Raw genomic sequence first — 19,309 nt, 5'->3', positions numbered from 1 at the left:
TCAGACGCACCTCCGCGGACGCGCGACCTGGCTGAAACCGCACGCTCCGGTCCGCGACTCCGCAGCTCAGCGCCGACCGCGCAGACGCCTGGCGCACGCGACCGCCACCCCTTCCCCGCGCGCGTGCCGCGGCCCTGATACCGGCCCACGGGACCGATTGTCAGTGATCGCCGCTAACGTTCCTCACATCGTCGCACTGGCGCCGGGAAGTCCCCGGCTGAACTGTGCTTTCTTCTTGCTGTCTTGTTGCGGAAGGCGGGGACTCGTGGGTTGGCTCTCGGCGGGTGACGGGTATGAAGTCGCCCTGGTGGAAGGGCGGGTGGCGGCGCGTGCCACCTCGGGCCGGTCGGCGGGGCGGCAGTTGAAATCACTGCCGCGTGCGCTGCGGGACCACCCGGAGGTGGACCGGCTGCGCCGCTTCGCCGAATGGCTGGATCGGCACGCCACGGCATGCGTCGCCCAGGTCGACTCGTGGATGGTGTCGTCGCTGCCCGTGCCCACCGGTCTGCTGGCCCGGGTGTGGCCGGACGAGGCCTGGCAGTCCGCGCTGCGGGACATGGCCGTGGTGGGCGACGACCCGGACGAGGTCGGATTCGTGCGGGGTGCCACCGAGGACGGCGAGCTGCGGGTGGTGAACCTGGACGGCGAGACGGTACGGCTGTCCCCGCGCACGGTGACCCTGCCGCACCCGGTGCTGCTGCCGGACCTCGACGACATCCGGGAGTTCGCGGCGGAGCTGGCCATCGTCCAGCGGGTCGAGCAGATCCACCGGGCGACCTGGCAGCGGCCCGACGACCTCGACCCCAAGGCCACCGAGATACGGGAGTTCACCGGCGGCTCCTTCCGTTCCCGCTTCGCGCTGGCCGCGCGGGCGAGCTCGCTGGGCTACCGCGTCTCCGGGGGCTACTCCACGGCTCGGGTCCGCGACGGCGGGCGCACCGTGGAGGCCTGCGTGTGGATCGGTGAGCCGTACTGGGAGGACACGGTGGAGACCGGCGGCCTCACCTGGCAGGACCAGGACGGGCGTGCCCTGCCGCTGCGGGAGGTGGGCCCGGTGGCCTGGTCGGAGGGGATGCGGATGGCCGCGGCGCTCTATGCCGGGCGTGTGATCGAGGAAGGCAAGAACGCATGAGCGGGGGGACGCGGGTGTCGTACGAGGAACTGCTGACGGCGGGTGCGGTGCTGCCGCCCGGCACCGAGGGGGGTGGCGAGCGCGCGGTGCCGCTGACGGCGCGCGCCTACCGACACCCGGGCCTCGACGACCGGGTGGTGGTGCGGCTGGTCGCCGGTGAACTCGGGGCGGCCGAGGACCTCGCCGCCGGGTTCCTGGGTATGGAGCCGGACGGTGAGCCGGCTGTCGTGGGGCTGGGGCTGCGGCAGTCGTTGGGCTTTCCCGAATGGGTGCTGGTGCACCACCCCGAGGACGGCCATCACGCGCTGGGGGTCGTACCGGACCTGGAGCGGGCTGCCCGGCAGGCGAAGTCCCGTCCGAAGGCGGCCCTGGACGCCTATCTGGAACTCGGTCAGCGGCTGGCCGCCTCGGTGCCGCACTTCCTGCCGACGTTCTACGAGCAGGCCGGACGGGTGTTCCTGGCCGAGGAGAACGCCACCTACGCCGCCCAGTTGTTCACCCGCGCCCGCAAGGCCGAGGCGGAGCACGGACTGACGGTGGAGGAGGAGCGTCTGGACGCGGTGTTCCTGGAGTTCGCGCTGGCCGGCGCCCTCCCGGTCAAGGTGCTGTCCGCGTACGGCAAGGAGCTGGCCGCCCGGGTGCCGGCCGAGGAGGCCCTGCGGCGCTTCACGCGGCTGTGCCTGCGGCGCACCGCGGGCGGTCTGCCGCCGTCCGCGCAGACGGCCAACGACCTGCGCAAGCTCGCCCGCGCCGCGGGCCAGGACGCCGACCGCGCCGAGCAGGACTATCTGGCCGAGCTGCTCGGCCTGCCGGCGACGCTGCGTGCCGCGGCCGGCTGGTGGAAGGGCCACCGTGCCGCCCTGGTGGCGCTGGCCGAGCGGGACCGGCGGGTGCGCGGCACTCTGCTGGACATGCTCCCCGCCGTCGCCGACAGCGCGATGCCCGCGCTATGGCTGGAGGTTCTGGAGGCGTCCGGCGCGACCGCGGGGTTGTGGGACGACTCCGTACCCGAGGAGGAGCGCCCCGGTGGCGGCACGGCGGGCTGGCTGGAGCGTTTCCTGACGTTCCGGGAGCGGGCCCGGTCCTGGCGCGCCTCCACCCGGATGCCGGAGCTGTACCCGCTGGTGGAGCGGGCGGCGGGCCGACTGCGTGCCGAACTCGCCGCGTCCGGCGGCGCGTTGAAGGTACTGCACGACATCGACCTGATCGATCTGCTGCTGTCCCTGGACGTGCCGGTGGCCGCCCCGACCAAGGACGAGTCGCTGCCGCTGACGGCGTGGGCCGTGGGCGAGGGACAGCGGGACCTGGTGCTGTTGGGTGCCGACTCCCGGTTCCGGGAGGGCTTCCTGCGGGGCGCCGACCAGTTCCACAACACCGACCAGGGGCTGCGGGCCATCCGTCTGCTGTCGGCCTCGCCGGGCGGCCGCCCCTGGCTGGCGGAGTGGGTGAGCTCGGTCGTGCGACGCTTCACCGTGGTCGGTCTGCCCGGACTGCCGAACGCGCTGACGCGGCTCGGGTGGCTCCCCGCCGAGGCGCTGGCGCTGGCCGAGGACGACGTCCGCGCCGCGGTCGGCACCGATCTCGCGCCGGTGCTGGCGCGCACCCTGCGTGCCGGGCTCTTCGACGAACTGGGCTGGCCGGCCTGGGAGGAGGCGACCGCCGCCCTCGTTCCCAAGGACCGGGTCGAGGACATCGTCGTCGCCGACGCCTGGCCCCACCTCGTCGTGGCCGGAAACGCCCAGGCGCGGGTGATCGGCGCCGACGGCACCCTGCTCACCCATGACCTCCGCCTGCCCGCGAACGACGTGTCGGGCGACCCGGGTTTCCACCATGTGGACGGCGAACTGCTCGTCTACTGGAACTCCCGCAAGGACGGCCTGCGCGGCTACTGGCACTCCCGTGCCGACCGGGTCGAGTCCCTCACGGGACCGCACGGCACCCGGGGCACCGAGATGGACTGGTACCGGGCCGACTTCCCGATCACCCTGCCGCTGCCGGACGGCGGCCGCACCACCGGACGCGGCGTCCTGCACGCCGGGGACACCACCCTGCCCGAGGAGCGTCCGCTGCTCTTCGACGGCTCCTCCTACTGGGTGTGGCACGCCGACTCCGAGGACCGCGAGACCCACGGCTGGTACGAGTACGACCCGGCCACCGACGTTCGCGGCCGCATGAGCCGCCCCGCCTTCCTGGCCGACGCCCTGCGCGACGCCCCCGAGGGCAGCAGCTTCGCGGGCGGCCGGCTGCGCCCCTCCCCCACCACCGGAGCCACCGCGACCTGCGCTCCCGTCGACGGCCTCGTCGGTCTGCGCGTGGTGGAACTGCCCGACGGCTCACGGCGCGCCGAGAACCTCGCCGGACACACCGTCACCCTGCCCGCGCAGGCCGGCAAACCGACCGCGCTCGTCGTCTTCCCGGGCGCCGAACAGGCCAGTGCCGTCGTCCGCAACAACTGGCAGCTCGAACTGGTCGACGCGGACGGCACGGTCACGGCCTGGGCCAAGACCGACCGCACCCCGGGCGCCTTCGGCGAGGGCACCCTGCTGCTGCCTCCCGTGCAGTACTGGGAGTGCCTGACACCGCGTGACGTGGAGGGGTCCACGGCGCTGCGGACCATCGACCGGGACACGGCCGCGGCGCTGCTGGCCGCCGCGGCGAGCGACGACAAGGAGGCGCTGTCCGACGCGATCCGCGCCCTCCTTCCGGTCACCCATGAAGCTCTCGTGACGGGCATCGCCGGCGTCGCCCGCTACGCCGCCGCCCAGCAGGCCGTCCTCGACGCGGCGGCCGCCCGGCTCACCCGTGCCCTCGAAGGCGACCTGGAGGACGAGGGACCCGCCGGACCGGCGGACAGCCTGCTCCTGGCGGCGGCGAACGGACTCGGCACGCACAGGGGTTACTGGTGGAACGGCGACGACGAGGCCGACACCGTCTTCCGCTCCCTGCGTGTCCTCGCCCGGGCCGCCGGGCTCGCCGAGACGGCCCTGCCCGACCGGCCGGACATCCGACTCCACCTCGACGGTCACCCGTTGCCCGTCGGACAGCCGGACCTGGAGTCGCTGCTCGATCGCGCGGCCGCGCTGGCCTACCGGGCGGCCTCCGGCACCACCACCGAGGAGCACCGCGAGGTGCTGTGCACGCTGCTCGCCGAGTTCGACCGTCTCGGGCTGGGCCCGGCCGCGTCCGCCCACTGGCGCAAGGTGAGCCTGCACGTGCCGCCGGCCCCGCTGCGCACTCCGGCGGGCCAATGGCGCGAGGGATCGTGGAACGGGTTGCTCCCGCTGGCCGACGGCGCGTTCATCGCGATCACCGGACGCCGCCTGCTCGACGACGACGGCGGTACGTTCACCGGCTACTTCCATGACCCGGCCGGGCGGTTCGAGGCACCGCAGCCCTACAAGGTGCTGGCATCGGAGCCGCTCGGCGAGGACTCGGACACGGGACGGTTCGGCAGGTTCCTCGCCGAGCTGGCCGAGCGCGGACCGGCCCCCTGGTTCCCGGAGGCCGCCGAGGAGTTCGCCCGTCTCACCGGGGTGACCGAGACGATGGCCCGGCTGGTCGTGGCCGGTCTGCCGGGGATCGACGGCTACGAGCGGAGCTTCCTGAGCACGGAGGCGCGCACGCTCATCGGGGTGAAGGTCGCTCCGGCGGCGGTCGCCAAGGACGAGCTGAGCGCCGTCGACAGCCTGGTGCGTGCCGCGGTCGTGGGCGCGCTCACGCCGGCCGAACCCGCCCGGCTGTGGACCGAGGGCCCGGACGTGGCCGCGGCCGCCGCGGTGTGGAACGCCAGGGTCGGCAAGCGGGTGGCCGTGCCCGAGGACCTGCTCGGCGATGCGGGCCGCACGTTCCGGCACGCGTCCTGGGCGGTCCGGCAGGCGCTGCCCGAACTGCTGGACCCGGCAGGCTCTCCCCGGCTCAGCCGGGATCTGGAGTGGGCGGTCACCGGCGACCGGGTCCGGCCCGTCGGGGACGACACGGACGGGTTCACGGCGGAGACGCTGGTCGGCGCGGTCGGTCTCACGGCCTGGCTGGCCCACCGGCTGCCCGCCGGCGATGCGGTGCGGGCCGCGCTGCCACCGGCGCTCACCGCCGTGCGGGAACGCCTCGCGCACCCCGGGCTGATGCTCGACCTGGGGCGGTACATCAGCCTCCCCGACTTCCGGAAGACCGCCGGCGCCCCCACCGAGACCGGCCCCGGCTTCGAACGGTACGGCGCCGTCGTCCTGGCCACCCACGACGACCAGCCCGCTCCGGGCCTGCGGGTCGCGCTTCTCGACGAGGCGGGCCAGGACCCGTACCTGCCCGCGGTGCGCGTCGACAACCAGCGGCCCTACACCATCGAAGTGGCCCTGCGTCTGGTCCGCGACCAGCGGTTCGCGGCCCTCCTCGCGGACCCCGGGGAGCCGCTCGCGGGCGACCGGGGCAAGGACGGCACCTGGTGGCCGCAGGACCCGAGCCGTTCGGTACCCGAGTTGGTGACCGAGGCGGCCAAGGAGTACGGCCTCGGCGAGGACGCCGCCACGCTCTATCTGATGCTGCTCGCCATGCCCGACCCGACCGACCGTATGACGGCCCGGTGGACGGGCTGGAAGCCGGCCCGCCTCAAGGCGGCGCGCGCCGAACTGGCCGCCACCGACCTGGTGGTCGAGGCCAGCCGGACACGCGCAGGACGGTCACTCTTCCTGCCGGGCGGCTGGGTCCCGCAGTCGTCGCCGCGCGTTCCGCTGGAGCGCTGGAAGCTGCCGCTGTTCGCCGATGTGACCGACGAGCACACGCCGTTCGGTGTGATCGTGCCGTTCGAGCCGGCCGCGGACCTGTACCGCAGGGCGTGGCAGCGCGTGCTGGACGGCGACGCTCCCCGGTTCGAGGAGCTGAAGGTGCGGCGGGGACGCCGCCGCTGACGTGACGCAGCCCGGGGCGTCGCTCAGCCGCGGCGCCCCGGCCCCCCACCTCTGACTCCCCCACATCCCGACACAGACCGATCCACCGAGCAAGGACATCCATGCCCCTGACCGATACGGTGTCGGCCCTCCCGGCCCGGCAGACCCTGCCCGCCGAAGAGCGCTTCGCCACCGAACTCGCCTTTCTCGCCGCCCACGACGACGGTCCCCGGCCGCCCGGCTGGCTGCTGACACCCCGCGCCGTGATCACCTTCGTCTGCGGCAGCGGCGGCGAGGCGCTCAAGCTGCCCGAGGCACCCGAGGCGCTGCCGGACGAACTGGTCATCGCCCCCAAGTTCGTCGGCGAACGCGCCCTGGTGGAGCGGTGCGTGGTCACCCTCGCCGGAGAGCGCGGACTGCTGCTCGTCGGCGAACCGGGCACCGCCAAGTCGATGCTGTCCGAGCTGCTGTCGGCGGCCGTCTGCGGCACCAGCGCGCTCACCGTGCAGGGCACCGCGGGCACCACCGAGGACGCCCTGCGCTACGGCTGGAACTACGCCCTCCTCCTCGCCCAGGGCCCCACCCCGCAGGCCCTGGTGGACTCGCCGGTCCTCGCCGCGATGCGCGCCGGGAGCGTGGCCCGTATCGAGGAGATCACCCGCTGTCTGCCCGAGGTGCAGGACGCCCTGGTGTCGATCCTGTCCGACCGGCGGATGAGCGTGCCCGAGCTGTCGGGCACCGACGACGCGCAGGTCGCCGCCGCGCCGGGCTTCACGGTCATCGCCACCGCCAACCTCCGCGACCGCGGGGTGTCGGAGATGTCCGCCGCTCTCAAGCGCCGCTTCAACTTCGAGACCGTGCATCCGATCGCCGACGTCGAGGCCGAGACCGCCCTCGTCAAGCGGCAGGCGACGGCGGCCGTCGAGCGGGCGGGCGCGGCCTTCGGCGTCGACGACGCGGTCCTGGACGTCCTGCTCACCGTCTTTCGCGACCTGCGGGCCGGACGCTCGGCCGAGGGCTGGGACGTGGAGCGCCCGGGGACGGTGATGTCCACCGCCGAGGCGGTGCAGGTCGCCGTCTCCCTGGGGGTCGCGGCCGCCTACCTCCCCGGCGGCGACTCGCTGGACCTGGTTCCCGGCCATCTGCTGGGCGTGGTCCGCAAGGACGACCCGGCCGACCACGCGCGGCTGCTCGGCTACTGGGACGGCCCGGTGCGCCGGCGCGCCGAGGACGGTTCGGCCACCTGGCGCCGGCTGTGGGACCTGCGGGAGAACCTTCGGTGACCCTCGTTCAGGAACCGAGGGCGGCCCTCGCCGCCCTCGCCGACTCCGTGGTGCCGTATCTGCTGGGCGTACGGCACCACAGCCCGGCGCTCGCCGCCGCCGTACCCGCCCTGCTGGACGCCTCCGGCGCCGAGGTCGTGTGCGTGGAGCTGCCCACCGACTTCCAGCCGTGGCTGACCCATCTCGGCGCGCCGGGCACTCTCGCCCCGGTCGCCCTGGCCGGGGCCGGTGAGGGCGGCCGGCTCGGCTTCTACCCCTTCGCCGACTTCTCGCCCGAGCTCGCCGCGATCCGCTGGGCACGCGAGCGTGGCGCCGAGGTCGTCTGCTGCGACCTGCCGATGTCCGACCCGCGCTGGACCGCCGAAGCCGGGGACACACGCCTGTCGGCGGCCGAGGCGCCCACGGCGTTCGCGGCCGCGCTCACCGCGGCCGGCACAGGTCGCGACGGCGACGACATGTGGGACCGCAGTGTCGAGGTCCTCGCCCCGGGCTGCGCCCCCGAGGCCGTCCGCCGGGCCGCCCTCGGGGTCGGATGGGCGCTGCGCCGCGACGCCGAGTCGACGGGCGGGGTCCCCGCGGTGGATCTGGCACGCGAGGCGCACATGCGTGAGGCGATCGCCCGCGCCGCGGCCGGCGGACGCCGCGTCGCGGCGGTCGTCGGAGCCTTCCACGCACCGGCGTTGGCCGCAGGGGCGCAGGCGCCCGCCGCGGAACCGGTGTCCGCCGAGGAGCGGCCGGCGGTCGTCACCTCGCTCGTGCCGTACGCCTTCGACCTGCTGGACTCCCGTTCCGGCTATCCGGCCGGTATCCGCGACCCGCGCTGGCAGCAGGCCGTGTTCACGGCCGGCGGCGATCCCGAGCGGCTGCACGAGGCCGCCGCACGGGCGATCACCGACGTCTGCCGGGAGCTGCGCGCGGCCGGACATGTCGCCGGCACCGGCGAGGCCCGCGAGACGCTGCGCGTGGCGTGCGATCTGGCCCGGCTGCGCGGTCTGTGGGCTCCCGGCCGCGGCGAGGTGCTGGAGGCGCTGACGAGCGTGATGGGCCAGGGCGAGCCGCTCGGCCGCGGCCGGGCCCTGGCACGGGCGTTGGAGGTCGTCCTGGTCGGCACCGACCGCGGCCGTATCGCCCCGGGTACGCCCCGCTCCGGGCTCGGCCCGTCCGTCGAGGCGGAGCTCGCCGCGCTGCGGCTGCCGGGACCCGACGATCCCGCCGGGCGCGAACTGCGGCTCGACCCGCTGCGCTCGGCGCTCGACGGCCGCCGCGAGATCCTGCTCCAGCGGCTGGCCGTGTGCGGAGTGGGGTACGGCGAGCCGGTCCAGGTGACGGGTACGGGGGACGCGGCCGCGCTCACCACGCGGTGGCGCCTGTCGTGGACCCCGGCCGTGCCCGTCCGGCTGGATCTGGCCGGCGTCCGGGGCGTCACGGCGGCCCTGGCCGCCGAGGGCACCCTGCGGGAGACCTTCCGCAGGGAGTCCGCGGACGGCGGCCCCACCAGCGCCCTCGTCCTCGCGGCACTGAGCGGCGCCGCCCGCTGTGACCTGCCGGATCTGGTCGCCGAGCGGCTGGCCGACGCCGCCGAAGTACTCCCCGCCTGCGCCACTCTCCCCGAACTCCTCGGCGCCCTCGACCTGTTGGAGGCTCTGCGGCGCGGCCATCTGCCCGGCACCACACCCGAGAGCCGACAGTCGGCGGCCGAACTCGCCGCCGAACTCCTGGAGTCGGCGGTACGGTCCCTGCCGGGACTGGCGGGCAGCGACGACCCGCAGGACGCGGACGCTGTCGTGGCGCTGGCCTCCCGAGCGGGCGAACACCGCCTCGGGCTGCGGATGGACGGCGCGCTGGAGGACCTCGCGCGCACCGGTTCCCCGCTCGTCCAGGGCGCCGCGCTCGCCGCCCGGGTCATGCTCGACCTCGACGACGCCGACACCCTCGGCACCCGTGCCGCGGGCTGGATCGACACCGCGACCGGCCCCGACGAACGGCACGCGATGAGCCGTCGCCTCACCGGCCTGCTCAGCGGCGCCGCTCCCCTGCTCCAGTCGGCGCCGACCGCGCTGGACCCGCTGCTCGACCGCATCGACGCCCTCACCGACCAGGGGTTCCTCGCAAGGCTGCCCGCCCTGCGCGGCGGCTTCGACACGCTCAGCCCGGCCGGCCGCGGCCGACTCCTGGACACGGTGACCGAGCGCCTCGGCGACCGGCTCGATCTGTCGCTCGGGGCCTCGCCGCAGCTGCTCGCGCTGTGGACGGCGGCCGACGCGGCGGGCCGGGCGGCGGTCGACGCGCTCCGCCCGCCCCTGGGGACGGCCCTGGCTCCGGCTGACGAGCACACCGCGCCACCGAAGGCCGCGGACACCAATCAGAACCCCGCCGTGCCCGCGTCCCGGCCTGAGGTACGGAAGTCCGATGCCCTCCACCTCACGCCGACCGACCGCTGGCGCCTGCTGCTGGGCCGGGAGAGCGACAAGTTGCCGCAGGGCGCCCGCCGTTACGCGCACGCGCTCGACGAGCTGTACGGCGCCGGCCGGGGCGAGGGCTCCGCGGACCTCGGCCGGGAGGGCGGTTCCGGCGGTGGTCAGGAGGCTTCCTTCCCGACCGCCCGCGAGTGGGCCGAGGAGCTCGACGCGCTGTTCGGCGCCGACGTCCGCGAGGAAGTCCTGGCCCAGGCAGCCGACCAGGGCCGCAGCGATGTCCTGGCCGAGCTCGACCCGAAGGCGGTCCGCCCATCCGTCGACCTGCTGACGTCCGTACTGTCCCTGGCCGGAGGCATGCCGGAGCAGCAACTGGCCCGGCTGCGGCCGCTGGTGCGCCGTCTGGTCGACGAACTGGCCAAGGAGCTGGCCACCAGACTGCGTCCGGCGCTGACCGGGCTGGCCACACCACGTCCGACCCATCGGCCGGGAGGCCGGATCGACCTGCCGCGTACCTTGCGGGCCAATCTCGCCCACACCCGCAGGACGGACGACGGCCGCACCCTGGTCGTCCCGGAGCGGCCGGTGTTCAGCACCCGCTCGCGCAGGGAGGCGGACTGGCGGCTGATCCTGGTCGTCGACGTGTCCGGGTCGATGGAGGCGTCCGTCGTCTGGTCGGCGCTGACCGCGGCCGTGCTGGGCGGAGTCCCCACGCTGAGCACGCACTTCCTCGCCTTCTCCACGGAGGTGATCGACCTGACGGAGCGTGTCGACGACCCGCTGTCGCTGCTCCTGGAGGTGCGGGTCGGCGGCGGCACGCACATCGCGGCGGGTCTCGCCCAGGCCCGTTCCCTGGTGACCGTCCCCAGCCGGACCCTCGTGGTGGTGGTCAGCGACTTCGAGGAGGGATATCCGCTCGGCGGGCTCCTCGGCGAGGTACGGAACCTCGCGAGCTCCGGTGTCCATCTGATGGGGTGTGCCGCCCTGGACGACACCGGCACCCCGCGCTACTCGGTCCCCGTGGCGCGGCAGCTCGTCGCGGCCGGGATGCCGGTCGCCGCCCTCAGTCCCCTCGCCCTCGCCCGCTGGGTGGGCGACCGGCTCCGCGGAGAGACCCGATGAACACCGAACTGCCCCCCGTGGCACCCGAGGTGGTCGCCGCCGCCGTGGAGCACCTGACGTCGCGGCTGCGCAAGAAGCTGGACGCCGCGATCGAGACCTACGCGACGCTGCCCGTGAGCGCCGAGGGCACCGTGCGGCGCGTTCGGTGCGGTGAGGACGCCGAGGTCACCCTGACGCCCGGGCCGTCCGGTGCGGTCGTGGAGGACGGTCAGGCGCAGTGCAGCTGTCTGCTCGCGCCCCGGTGTCTGCATCGCGCGGCCGTGCTCGGCGCCGCTCCGGTCGCCGACGCGGACACGGCTGCCGAGACGCCGGCTCCCTCGCCCGAAGAGGCCGGCGTCGAGACGGCCGAGACGCCGGGCACGCGTGGGGCGGATGTGCCGCCGGCGGGGCCGGCCGATGCCCAGGTGTCAGCGGCGACGGGCCTGTGGGACGCCGCCGCCGCGGTGCTGGCCGCCGGGGTGCCCGGTGCGGGCGCCGTACCGCAGGCCGAGTTGCTGCGGGCCGCGCACACGGCCCGGCTCGCCGGGCTGCACCGGCCCGAGGCGGCCGCCCTGCGAGTGGTGCGCGCGCTGCGCGCGGCCCGCGCCCGCCACGACGGCCACCGGCTCGCCGACTTGGTTGCCGCCCTGCGCGAACTGCTCCTCACCAGCGGCCTGCTGGCCGCGTCCGACCCCGACCCGGCCCTGGTCGGCACCGCCCGGCGCGGCTACCGGCCGGGAGGCAGCCTGCGTGTCCACGGGGTGTGCCGGGAACCGGTCATCTCCGCCACCGGCTACGGCGGAGTCGTCACACATGTCCTGTCCGAGGAGGGGCGCTGGTTCTCCGTGGCCGACGTCAAGCCCGGTGGCCCGGCTCGGGCGCGGGGTGCCGCCACGGCCACCGTGGCGCTCGGCTCCGGCACCCTCGACCACGCGCAGCTCTCCCGGGGCGGACTGCTGATCTCCGGGGCGACGCTCTCGCCGGACGGCCGCCTCGGCGCCGGGAAGGGGGTGCGGGCCACCCCGGTCACGGGCCTGTCCTGGACCTCGGGTCCGCTCGCCCGGCTGTTCTCCCGCCCGCTGGCCCAGGCAGCGGCGGCACGGTTCACCGGCGCCGGGACGACCGATCCTGAACAGGCCGGACAGAGTGCCGACGAACTGATCGGCTGTGACGTGGTCGTCGTGGGAGCGGCCGAAGACCACTTGTTCGCCCGGGAGTTGCCGGCGGAGGGCGCGGACGGGGAGGGTCTGCTGATCCGGCTGGTGCCGTCCAACGGCCACCCCGACCTGGCCCATACGGCCAACTTCCGCAAGCTGGCCGCCCGGCCCGGGTTGCGGTTGCGCGTCGTAGGGCGTCTCGACCCGGCGCGCGCAGCGACGCTTCGGCCGCTGGCGGTCGGCCCGCTGCCGGACGGCACGGCGACCCTGCGGCTGCCCGCCGAGTGGATGGGGCACGCCGATCTGGGCTACGACCGTCTCGAAGGCGCGCACTTCCCGCCGGCCGACGAACTGCTGTCGGTGCAGACCCTGTCCGCGTTCCCACCGGATCCGGTGGTCGAAGCGCCCCTGTGGCGGCTGCGCCGGCTGGTCGAGGTCGCCGTGTCCGGGGGCCGGCGGGCCGCGGCCGAGCCCGCGCGGGACGGCGACCGGGCGTCAGGAACCGCGGCGCTCCGGCGCAGCGGCTTCCGGGCCGCCGCGGATCTGGCGGACGCGCTCGCCGCGGAGGCCGATCGCCGGGGCCGCGATGTGTTCGGCCGGACCCGGCAGGCCGATCCGGGCGGATACGCACGGGTGTGGCTCGCCGCGGCCGTCTACCTGTCCGGCACCGAGCGGGCTCTGGTCGAGGCGACGTGGCAGCCACCGGCTGCCGCATGACCACCGGGCCGCCCCGCCGGGCCACAGGGTGCACGTGACCCACGCCACACTGCGGAGGTGCATAGCGGGGCGGGGGCCAGTGCCTTGTTAAAGGTGACAGGGGCGGGAGCCGGCGTGATCGGCAGGGGCAGGGGGCGACGTTGACGGGGCAGCCGCGGGCCATCGAGTTCGACCGGTTCGTGGCTGCCCGGTGGTCGGCGCTGCTGCACCTGGCGCGGCTGCTCACCGGCGGAGACCGGCACCGGGCCGAGGACCTGCTCCAGGAAGCCCTGGTCAAGCTGTGGTTCGCGTGGCCGAAGGTGGCCGACCAGGCGCCCGAGGCCTATGTGCGCAAGGTCCTGGCGCGTGCCGCCGCTCGCTCGGCACGGCGTCGATGGTGGGGCGAGCACCCCGTCGACCAGCTGCCCGACCCGCCCGGGGCGGGAGACGAGACCGCCGCCGTGGACGAACGGACCCGGCTGGAGGCCATGTTGGCGTTGCTGCCGGCACGTCAGCGGGCCGCGGTGGTGCTGCGCTACTACCAGGACCTGCCTGAGCGGGATGTCGCGGAGGTACTGGGGTGTCCGGTGGGTACCGCCCGTTCCCTCACGGCGCGCGGGGTCGCCCGCCTGCGGCAGCTTCTGGCCGAGGCAGTCGAGCCGGTCGAGTGAAGGAGGACGAGTGGATCGCTTCGAGCAGGAGCTGACACGCATGATGCGTGACAGCCACAAGGACAGGCCCTACGAGGACCGGCATCGATCCCGGCTGCGAGCCGGTGTCCGCGCCCGGCAACGGGCCCGGGCCGCCTGGATGGCCACCGCGTCCGTGCTGACCATCGCCGGACTCGGCATCGGACTGCTGTTCCTGGCGAGCTCGTTCGCCCAGGGCGGCCCCACCACGAGGCAGCCACGCCCGGTCACCTCCGCCGAGTCGGTGCCGACGCCCTCGACGGTCCTCCCCGCCTCCACTGCCCAGGTGGGGGCAGGTTCGAGCGGTCCCGCTCGCTGAGGGCCGAGCCTGTGTGACCACGACCGGCCGCCCCCGCTCGTCCCGCTTTCCCCGAACAGAAGGCTCACCAGGTGTTCCACGAGAACGCGCCCACGTCTGTCGACGTGCCCCGAATCGATCAGGCCGGTCACCGGCCGGCCTCCTGGGAGCAGCGGCTGCGCGGCTTCGGATACGCCGGACGGCCGCAGCTGTCCGTGCGCGACCGCCTGGTCGTGCCGTTTCCCGAACCCGGGTCACGGCTGTGGCGCGGACTCGGGCTGTCTTCCGCCGCGGCGGGCCGCCTGGCCCGCTGGTCGGGATGGGGCGGGCCCCTGCTGGTGGCGCTCCTTGCCGGGCTGCCTCGCTTCTGGCGCCTGGGCAGCCCTCGGGCTGTCGTGTTCGACGAGACGTACTACGCCAAGGACGCCTGGTCCCTGCTCCGCCTCGGCTACGAGGGCACCTGGCCGGACCGTAAGATCGCCGACCCGCAGATCCTGGCCCATCCCCAGGTGATCTCGCTCTCCGACCCCGGTTCCTTCGTCGCGCACCCGCCGGCGGGCAAGTGGGTGATCGCCCTCGGCGAGTGGATGTTCGGTCTCACCCCGTTCGGCTGGCGCTTCATGACGGCGGTCCTCGGCACGCTGTCGGCGCTGATGCTGTGCCGCATCGGGCGGCGGCTGTTCCGTTCCACCGCGCTGGGCTGTCTGGCCGGGGCGCTGCTGGCGGTGGACGGTCTGCACTACGTCATGAGCCGCACCGCTCTGCTCGACCTGGTCGTCATGTTCTTCGTGCTGGCGGCGTTCGGCTGCCTGCTCATCGACCGGGACCAGGCCCGGGCCCGGCTCGCGGCGGCCCTGCCCGTTCAGGAGGACGGCCGTGTGCGCCCGGACGGGCCCACCGGTGAGCGTGCCGGAACGGGAGTGCGTCCCTGGCGGCTCGCGGCCGGGGTCTTCCTGGGACTGGCGGCCTCGACCAAATGGAACGGCCTGTACTACCTCGCCTTCTTCGTGATCCTGACCCTGCTGTGGGACGTCGGCGCCCGACGGGTGGCGGGGGCACGCCGCCCCTACCGCGCGGTGCTGTGCAAGGACCTCGGCTGGTCGGTGCTGTCCCTCGTTCCGGTCGCCGTCGTGACGTATCTGATGACATGGACCGGCTGGTTCCTGTCCGACAACGGCTACGGACGCCACTGGGCGGACGGCCGCGGCGGCACATGGTCGTGGATACCGGCCCCGCTGCGCAGTCTGTGGCACTACGAGTACGGGGTGTACCAGTTCAACGTGGGGCTGCACACGCCCCACAAGTACGAGTCGAACCCCTGGAGTTGGCTGGTCCTCGGCCGCCCGGTGCTCTTCCAGTACGAGTCGCCGAAACCCGGGACGGAAGGCTGCCACACGGCCACCGACTGCTCCCAGACCATCCTCGCCCTGGGAACACCCCTCCTGTGGTGGTCGGCGTGCTGCGCCCTGGCGTATCTGCTGTACCGGTGGGCGCTGCGGCGCGACTGGCGCTCCGGCGCCGTCCTGTGCGCCGTGGGTGCCGGTTATCTGCCCTGGTTCCTGTACCAGGACCGCACGATCTTCTCCTTCTACGCGGTCGTCTTCGCGCCGTACGTGTGCCTGGCCGTCGCGATGACGCTGGGAGCCCTGCTGGGTCCGCCGGGAGCGACCCGGGAGCGGCGCGTGACGGGGGCGGTGGCCGCAGGGGTGCTGGTCCTGCTCATCGCCTGGAACTTCATCTACTTCTTCCCCGCCTACACCGGGCAGACGATCCCGTACGCGGACTGGCACGCCAGGATGTGGCTCGACAGCTGGATCTGAGCTGTGTGATGTGGGTCACTCTCCGGGTGTCAGGCGTCGGGCGTGCTCGATCATGATCCGAATGGACGCCCACTTTCTTGGCATCACCGAGCTGGTCGAGACACCGTCCGTGGCGGTCGTGGTCGACGTCATGCGGGCCTTCACGGTGGCCGCCTGGGCCTTCGGCCGAGGGGCGGAGAAGATCGTTCTGGCCGAGTCGCTGGACGAGGCCCTGGCCCTCAAGGCTCGCCACCCGGACTGGGTGGCGCTCAAGGACGGCCCGCCCGCGGCCGGATTCGACACCGTCAACTCGCCGGGCATGCTGCGGTCCATGGACCTCAATGGGCGGACCGTCGTGCAGAAGACCACGGCGGGGACGGTCGGCGCCCTCGCGGTCAAGGACGCGTCGCTGGTGCTGTGCGCCAGTTTCGTGGTGGCGGAGTCAACGGCTCGACTCCTGCGGACACGAAAGAGTGACAGCGTCACGTTCGTGGTCACCGGCGAGGGTGGCCAGGCCGACGAGGATCTGGCGTGCGCCCAGTACATCGCGCGGAGGGCCACCGAGGCCGGGACGGATGCCGCCGACTTCCTCCGCCGCGCCGCCGCGTCACGCGCGGCGGCCGAGCTCACGGAGGGTGTGCGCAAGGGTGTCCATCCTGATGACGTCGCGCTCTGCCTGGAGCTCGACCGCTTCCCCTTCGCCATGGTCGCGGCCCCGGAGGACTCCCTGATGGTCCTTCGCCCGCACACCGTGCCTTCGCCGGGCGACGGCACCTCGATCTGATCGCCGATGCGGTCCGGCTAGGGCATTCCCCGAGCCCCCTGGCCCGTTCGCTCCTATCGTGGAACGGCACAGTGACGCTCGGCGCCGAGGCAGGCAGGCAGCAAATGGCGGAGGAACCGCAGATCGACTATGCGGCGGTGTTCAGGGCTCTGCCCGGCATGGTGGCGCTGCTCACCCCCGACCTGGTGTACGCGGACGCCAACGAGGACTTCCTGCGGCTGGCCGGACGCACCCGTGAGCAGCTGCTGGGCCGCTACATCTTCGACGTCTTCCCCGAGAACCCGAACGACGCGGCCGCGGCCGGTATGCGCGAGACCCGGGAGTCGATGCTGCGCACCGCCGCCACCGGCGAGCGCGACACCATGGCCCTGCTCCGCTACGACATCGAGGACCCGGCGCACCCCGGTCGCTGGGAGGAGCACTACTGGAGCCCGGTCAACGCCCCCGTCCACGGCCCCGACGGACAGGTCGCGCTGATCGTGCACCGGGTGGAGGAGGTCACCGAGCTCATCCGCGCCTTCGGCGGGCCGGGCGGCGACCGGCGCTCCCGGGTGCTGGAGGCCGAGCTGTACACCCGGGCGCGGGAACTCCAGCAGGTCAACGAACGTCTGCGCCAGGCGCACGACCGCGAGCGCGAGGTCGCCCTGGCCCTCCAGGCGGCGATGCTGCCCGACCCCAGACCCCTCGAACACCACAAGGCGGCCGTCCGCTACCAGCCCGCCATCGGCGCCCTGAACGTGTGCGGCGACTGGTACGACCTGGTCGAGCTGCCCGGCGAGAGCCTCGCGGTGGCGGTGGGCGACGTCGTCGGCCACGGTCTGGCGGCCGCCTGTGCCATGGGACAACTGCGCAGCGCCCTGAGCGCGGCCACCCGCGTCGCCGACGGCCCGGCACAGGCGCTGGAGGCCCTCGACATGTACGCCCGCTCCGTCGACGGCGCCGAGTCGACCACCGCGGCGACGACCTTCATCGACTGGGACGACCACACCATCACCTACAGCTGCGCCGGCCACCCGCCGCCCGCGCTGCTCCACCCCGATGGCACCGTGACCTTCCTCGACCAGGCCACCGACCCGCCCCTCGCCGCCCGCCCCCGCTTCGCCCCGCGCCCCCAGGCCCAGACCCCCTTCACCGAGGGCGCCACCCTGGTCCTCTACACCGACGGTCTCGTCGAACGCCGCACCGACGACATCGACACCGGGCTCGCCCGCCTCGCCGACTCCCTCGCCCACCACCAGCACGCCGCCCCCGAGGCCCTGGCCGACGCCCTCCTGACCGATCTGCTCCCCCACACCGGCAACACGGACGACACCGCGCTCATCGTCCTACGGCTGTGACGCGGCCCGGAGCCGAGAGGCGAACCGCCCCGTGGCCCGGTCTCAGCACTCGATGACGTTGACGGCGAGACCACCGCGGGCGGTCTCCTTGTACTTGATCTTCATGTCGGCGCCGGTCTCCTTCATGGTCTTGATGACCTTGTCGAGGGAGACGTGGTGGCGGCCGTCACCGCGCAGGGCCATCCGCGCGGCGGTCACGGCCTTGACCGCGGCCATGCCGTTGCGTTCGATGCAGGGGATCTGGACGAGGCCGCCGACGGGGTCGCAGGTCAGGCCGAGATTGTGCTCCATGCCGATCTCGGCGGCGTTCTCGACCTGTTCCGGGGAGCCGCCCAGCACCTCGGCGAGACCGCCGGCGGCCATCGAGCAGGCGGAGCCGACCTCGCCCTGGCAGCCGACCTCGGCGCCGGAGATGGAGGCGTTCTCCTTGAAGAGCATGCCGATCGCCCCGGCGGCGAGCATGAAGCGGACGATGCCGTCCTCGTCTGAGCCCGGCACGAAGTTGAGGTAGTAGTGCAGAACGGCGGGGATGATGCCCGCCGCCCCGTTCGTCGGCGCGGTGACGACCCGTCCGCCCGCCGCGTTCTCCTCGTTCACCGCCATCGCGTAGAGCGTCACCCACTCCATCGCGCGCGCCAACGGGTCGCCCTCGCTGCGCAGTTGACGCGCAGCCGCGGCGGCCCGGCGACGCACCTTCAGGCCGCCGGGGAGGATGCCTTCGCTGGACAGCCCGCGCGAGACGCACGCCTGCATCACCCGCCAGATCTCCAGCAGACCCGCGCGGATCTCCTCCTCGGTGCGCCAGGCCTTCTCGTTCTCCAGCATCAGCGCGGAGATCGACAGCCCCGTCTCCTTGGTCAGCCGCAGCAGTTCGTCACCCGTGCGGAACGGGTGGGCCTGCGCGGTGTCGTCGGCCTTGATCCGGTCCGCCCCGACCGCGTCCTCGTCGACCACGAAGCCGCCGCCCACCGAGTAGTACGTCTTCTCCAGCAGCGGGACTCCGGCGGCGTCGTACGCGAACAGGGTCATGCCGTTGGCGTGGTACGGCAGCGAGCGACGACGGTGCAGGACCAGCTGGGTCGAGGCGTCGAAGTCGATCTCGTGGGCCGGGCCGATCTCGGCTCCGAGCAGACGGATGCGCCCACCGCCGCGGATCCGCTCGACGTCGAGTTCGGCCTGGACGGCGTCGACCGTGTGCGGTTGGTTGCCCTCCAGACCCAGCAGCACCGCTTTGGGGGTGCCGTGACCGTGACCGGTGGCACCGAGAGAGCCGAACAGCTCCGCCCGTACCGCGACGGTCGGGGCGAGCAGACCGTCCGTCTTCAGCCGGGCGGCGAACATCGCGGCGGCGCGCATCGGCCCGACGGTGTGCGAGCTGGACGGGCCGATGCCTATGGAGAACAGGTCGAAGACGCTGATTGCCACGCTGTACTCCATGGTTCGAAGGGGGCGCCGCTGCGGGAGGTTGCCGGTTACAGGCCGGGGTAGAGCGGGTGCTTGTCGGCCAGTGCCTTGACCCGGGCCTTCAGGTCCTCGACGTCGTACGACGGCTTCAGCGCGGAGGCGATGACGTCGGCGACCTCGGTGAAGTCCTCGGCGGTGAAGCCGCGGGTGGCCAGGGCCGGGGTGCCGATCCGCAGGCCCGAGGTCACCATCGGGGGGCGCGGGTCGTTGGGGACGGCGTTGCGGTTGACCGTGATGCCGACCTCGTGGAGACGGTCCTCGGCCTGCTGCCCGTC

At 73.9% G+C, this 19,309-nt stretch carries 11 protein-coding genes and 1 pseudogene; 10 read left to right on the top strand and 2 right to left on the bottom strand.

Annotated elements, in window-relative coordinates; translation table 11 throughout:
* Nucleotides 1–265: 265 nt before the first annotated feature.
* From ACFY0U_RS43065 to ACFY0U_RS43020, 10 genes are all read left to right on the top strand, one after another.
* Complete coding sequence (locus ACFY0U_RS43065; protein WP_388645626.1) at nt 266–1,132, top strand: DUF4132 domain-containing protein; 867 nt, start codon at nt 266–268, stop codon at nt 1,130–1,132.
* The gene (locus ACFY0U_RS43060; protein ID WP_388645625.1) at nt 1,129–6,033 is read left to right on the top strand and encodes a DNA-binding protein; all 4,905 of its coding nucleotides are present in this window, start codon (nt 1,129–1,131) and stop codon (nt 6,031–6,033) included. The genes ACFY0U_RS43065 and ACFY0U_RS43060 overlap by 4 nt, the downstream gene beginning before the upstream one ends.
* Nucleotides 6,034–6,134: 101 nt before the next feature.
* Nucleotides 6,135–7,295, top strand: a complete 1,161-nt coding sequence (locus ACFY0U_RS43055; protein ID WP_388645624.1) for an AAA family ATPase — start codon at nt 6,135–6,137, stop codon at nt 7,293–7,295.
* Nucleotides 7,292–10,831, top strand: coding sequence for a DUF5682 family protein (locus ACFY0U_RS43050; protein WP_388645623.1), 3,540 nt, complete (start codon nt 7,292–7,294; stop codon nt 10,829–10,831). Before ACFY0U_RS43055 ends, ACFY0U_RS43050 begins: the two co-directional genes overlap by 4 nt.
* The gene (locus ACFY0U_RS43045; protein WP_388645622.1) at nt 10,828–12,684 is read left to right on the top strand and encodes a hypothetical protein; all 1,857 of its coding nucleotides are present in this window, start codon (nt 10,828–10,830) and stop codon (nt 12,682–12,684) included. The genes ACFY0U_RS43050 and ACFY0U_RS43045 overlap by 4 nt, the downstream gene beginning before the upstream one ends.
* A gap of 140 nt (nt 12,685–12,824) precedes the next feature.
* A complete protein-coding gene (locus ACFY0U_RS43040; RefSeq protein WP_388645621.1) occupies nt 12,825–13,334 on the top strand; it encodes a SigE family RNA polymerase sigma factor in 510 nt (169 codons plus the stop codon).
* A gap of 10 nt (nt 13,335–13,344) precedes the next feature.
* On the top strand, nt 13,345–13,671 hold the full coding sequence (locus ACFY0U_RS43035; protein WP_388645619.1) for a hypothetical protein: 327 nt from the start codon (nt 13,345–13,347) through the stop codon (nt 13,669–13,671).
* A 104-nt stretch (nt 13,672–13,775) separates the two neighbouring features.
* A complete protein-coding gene (locus ACFY0U_RS43030; RefSeq protein ID WP_388645617.1) occupies nt 13,776–15,470 on the top strand; it encodes a dolichyl-phosphate-mannose--protein mannosyltransferase in 1,695 nt (564 codons plus the stop codon).
* Between the two features lie 61 nt (nt 15,471–15,531).
* Nucleotides 15,532–16,233 (top strand): 2-phosphosulfolactate phosphatase, encoded by a 702-nt coding sequence (locus ACFY0U_RS43025; protein WP_388645615.1) that lies wholly within the window; start codon nt 15,532–15,534, stop codon nt 16,231–16,233.
* Between the two features lie 104 nt (nt 16,234–16,337).
* Nucleotides 16,338–17,570 (top strand): PP2C family protein-serine/threonine phosphatase, encoded by a 1,233-nt coding sequence (locus ACFY0U_RS43020; protein ID WP_388645613.1) that lies wholly within the window; start codon nt 16,338–16,340, stop codon nt 17,568–17,570.
* Nucleotides 17,571–17,612: 42 nt separating this feature from the next.
* On the opposite strand, the gene ACFY0U_RS43015 is transcribed toward ACFY0U_RS43020, so the two are convergent.
* Entirely contained in the window at nt 17,613–18,995 is a 1,383-nt protein-coding gene (locus tag ACFY0U_RS43015) for an L-serine ammonia-lyase (RefSeq protein WP_388645611.1), read from the bottom strand.
* A 47-nt stretch (nt 18,996–19,042) separates the two neighbouring features.
* Nucleotides 19,043–19,309, bottom strand: a pseudogene (locus tag ACFY0U_RS43010) (serine hydroxymethyltransferase); the annotation flags it as partial.

Origin of the sequence: Streptomyces sp. NPDC001536, assembly GCF_042894505.1 — a bacterium.
GTDB lineage: Bacteria > Actinomycetota > Actinomycetes > Streptomycetales > Streptomycetaceae > Streptomyces.
This window is presented reverse-complemented; position numbering and strand designations above follow the sequence as displayed.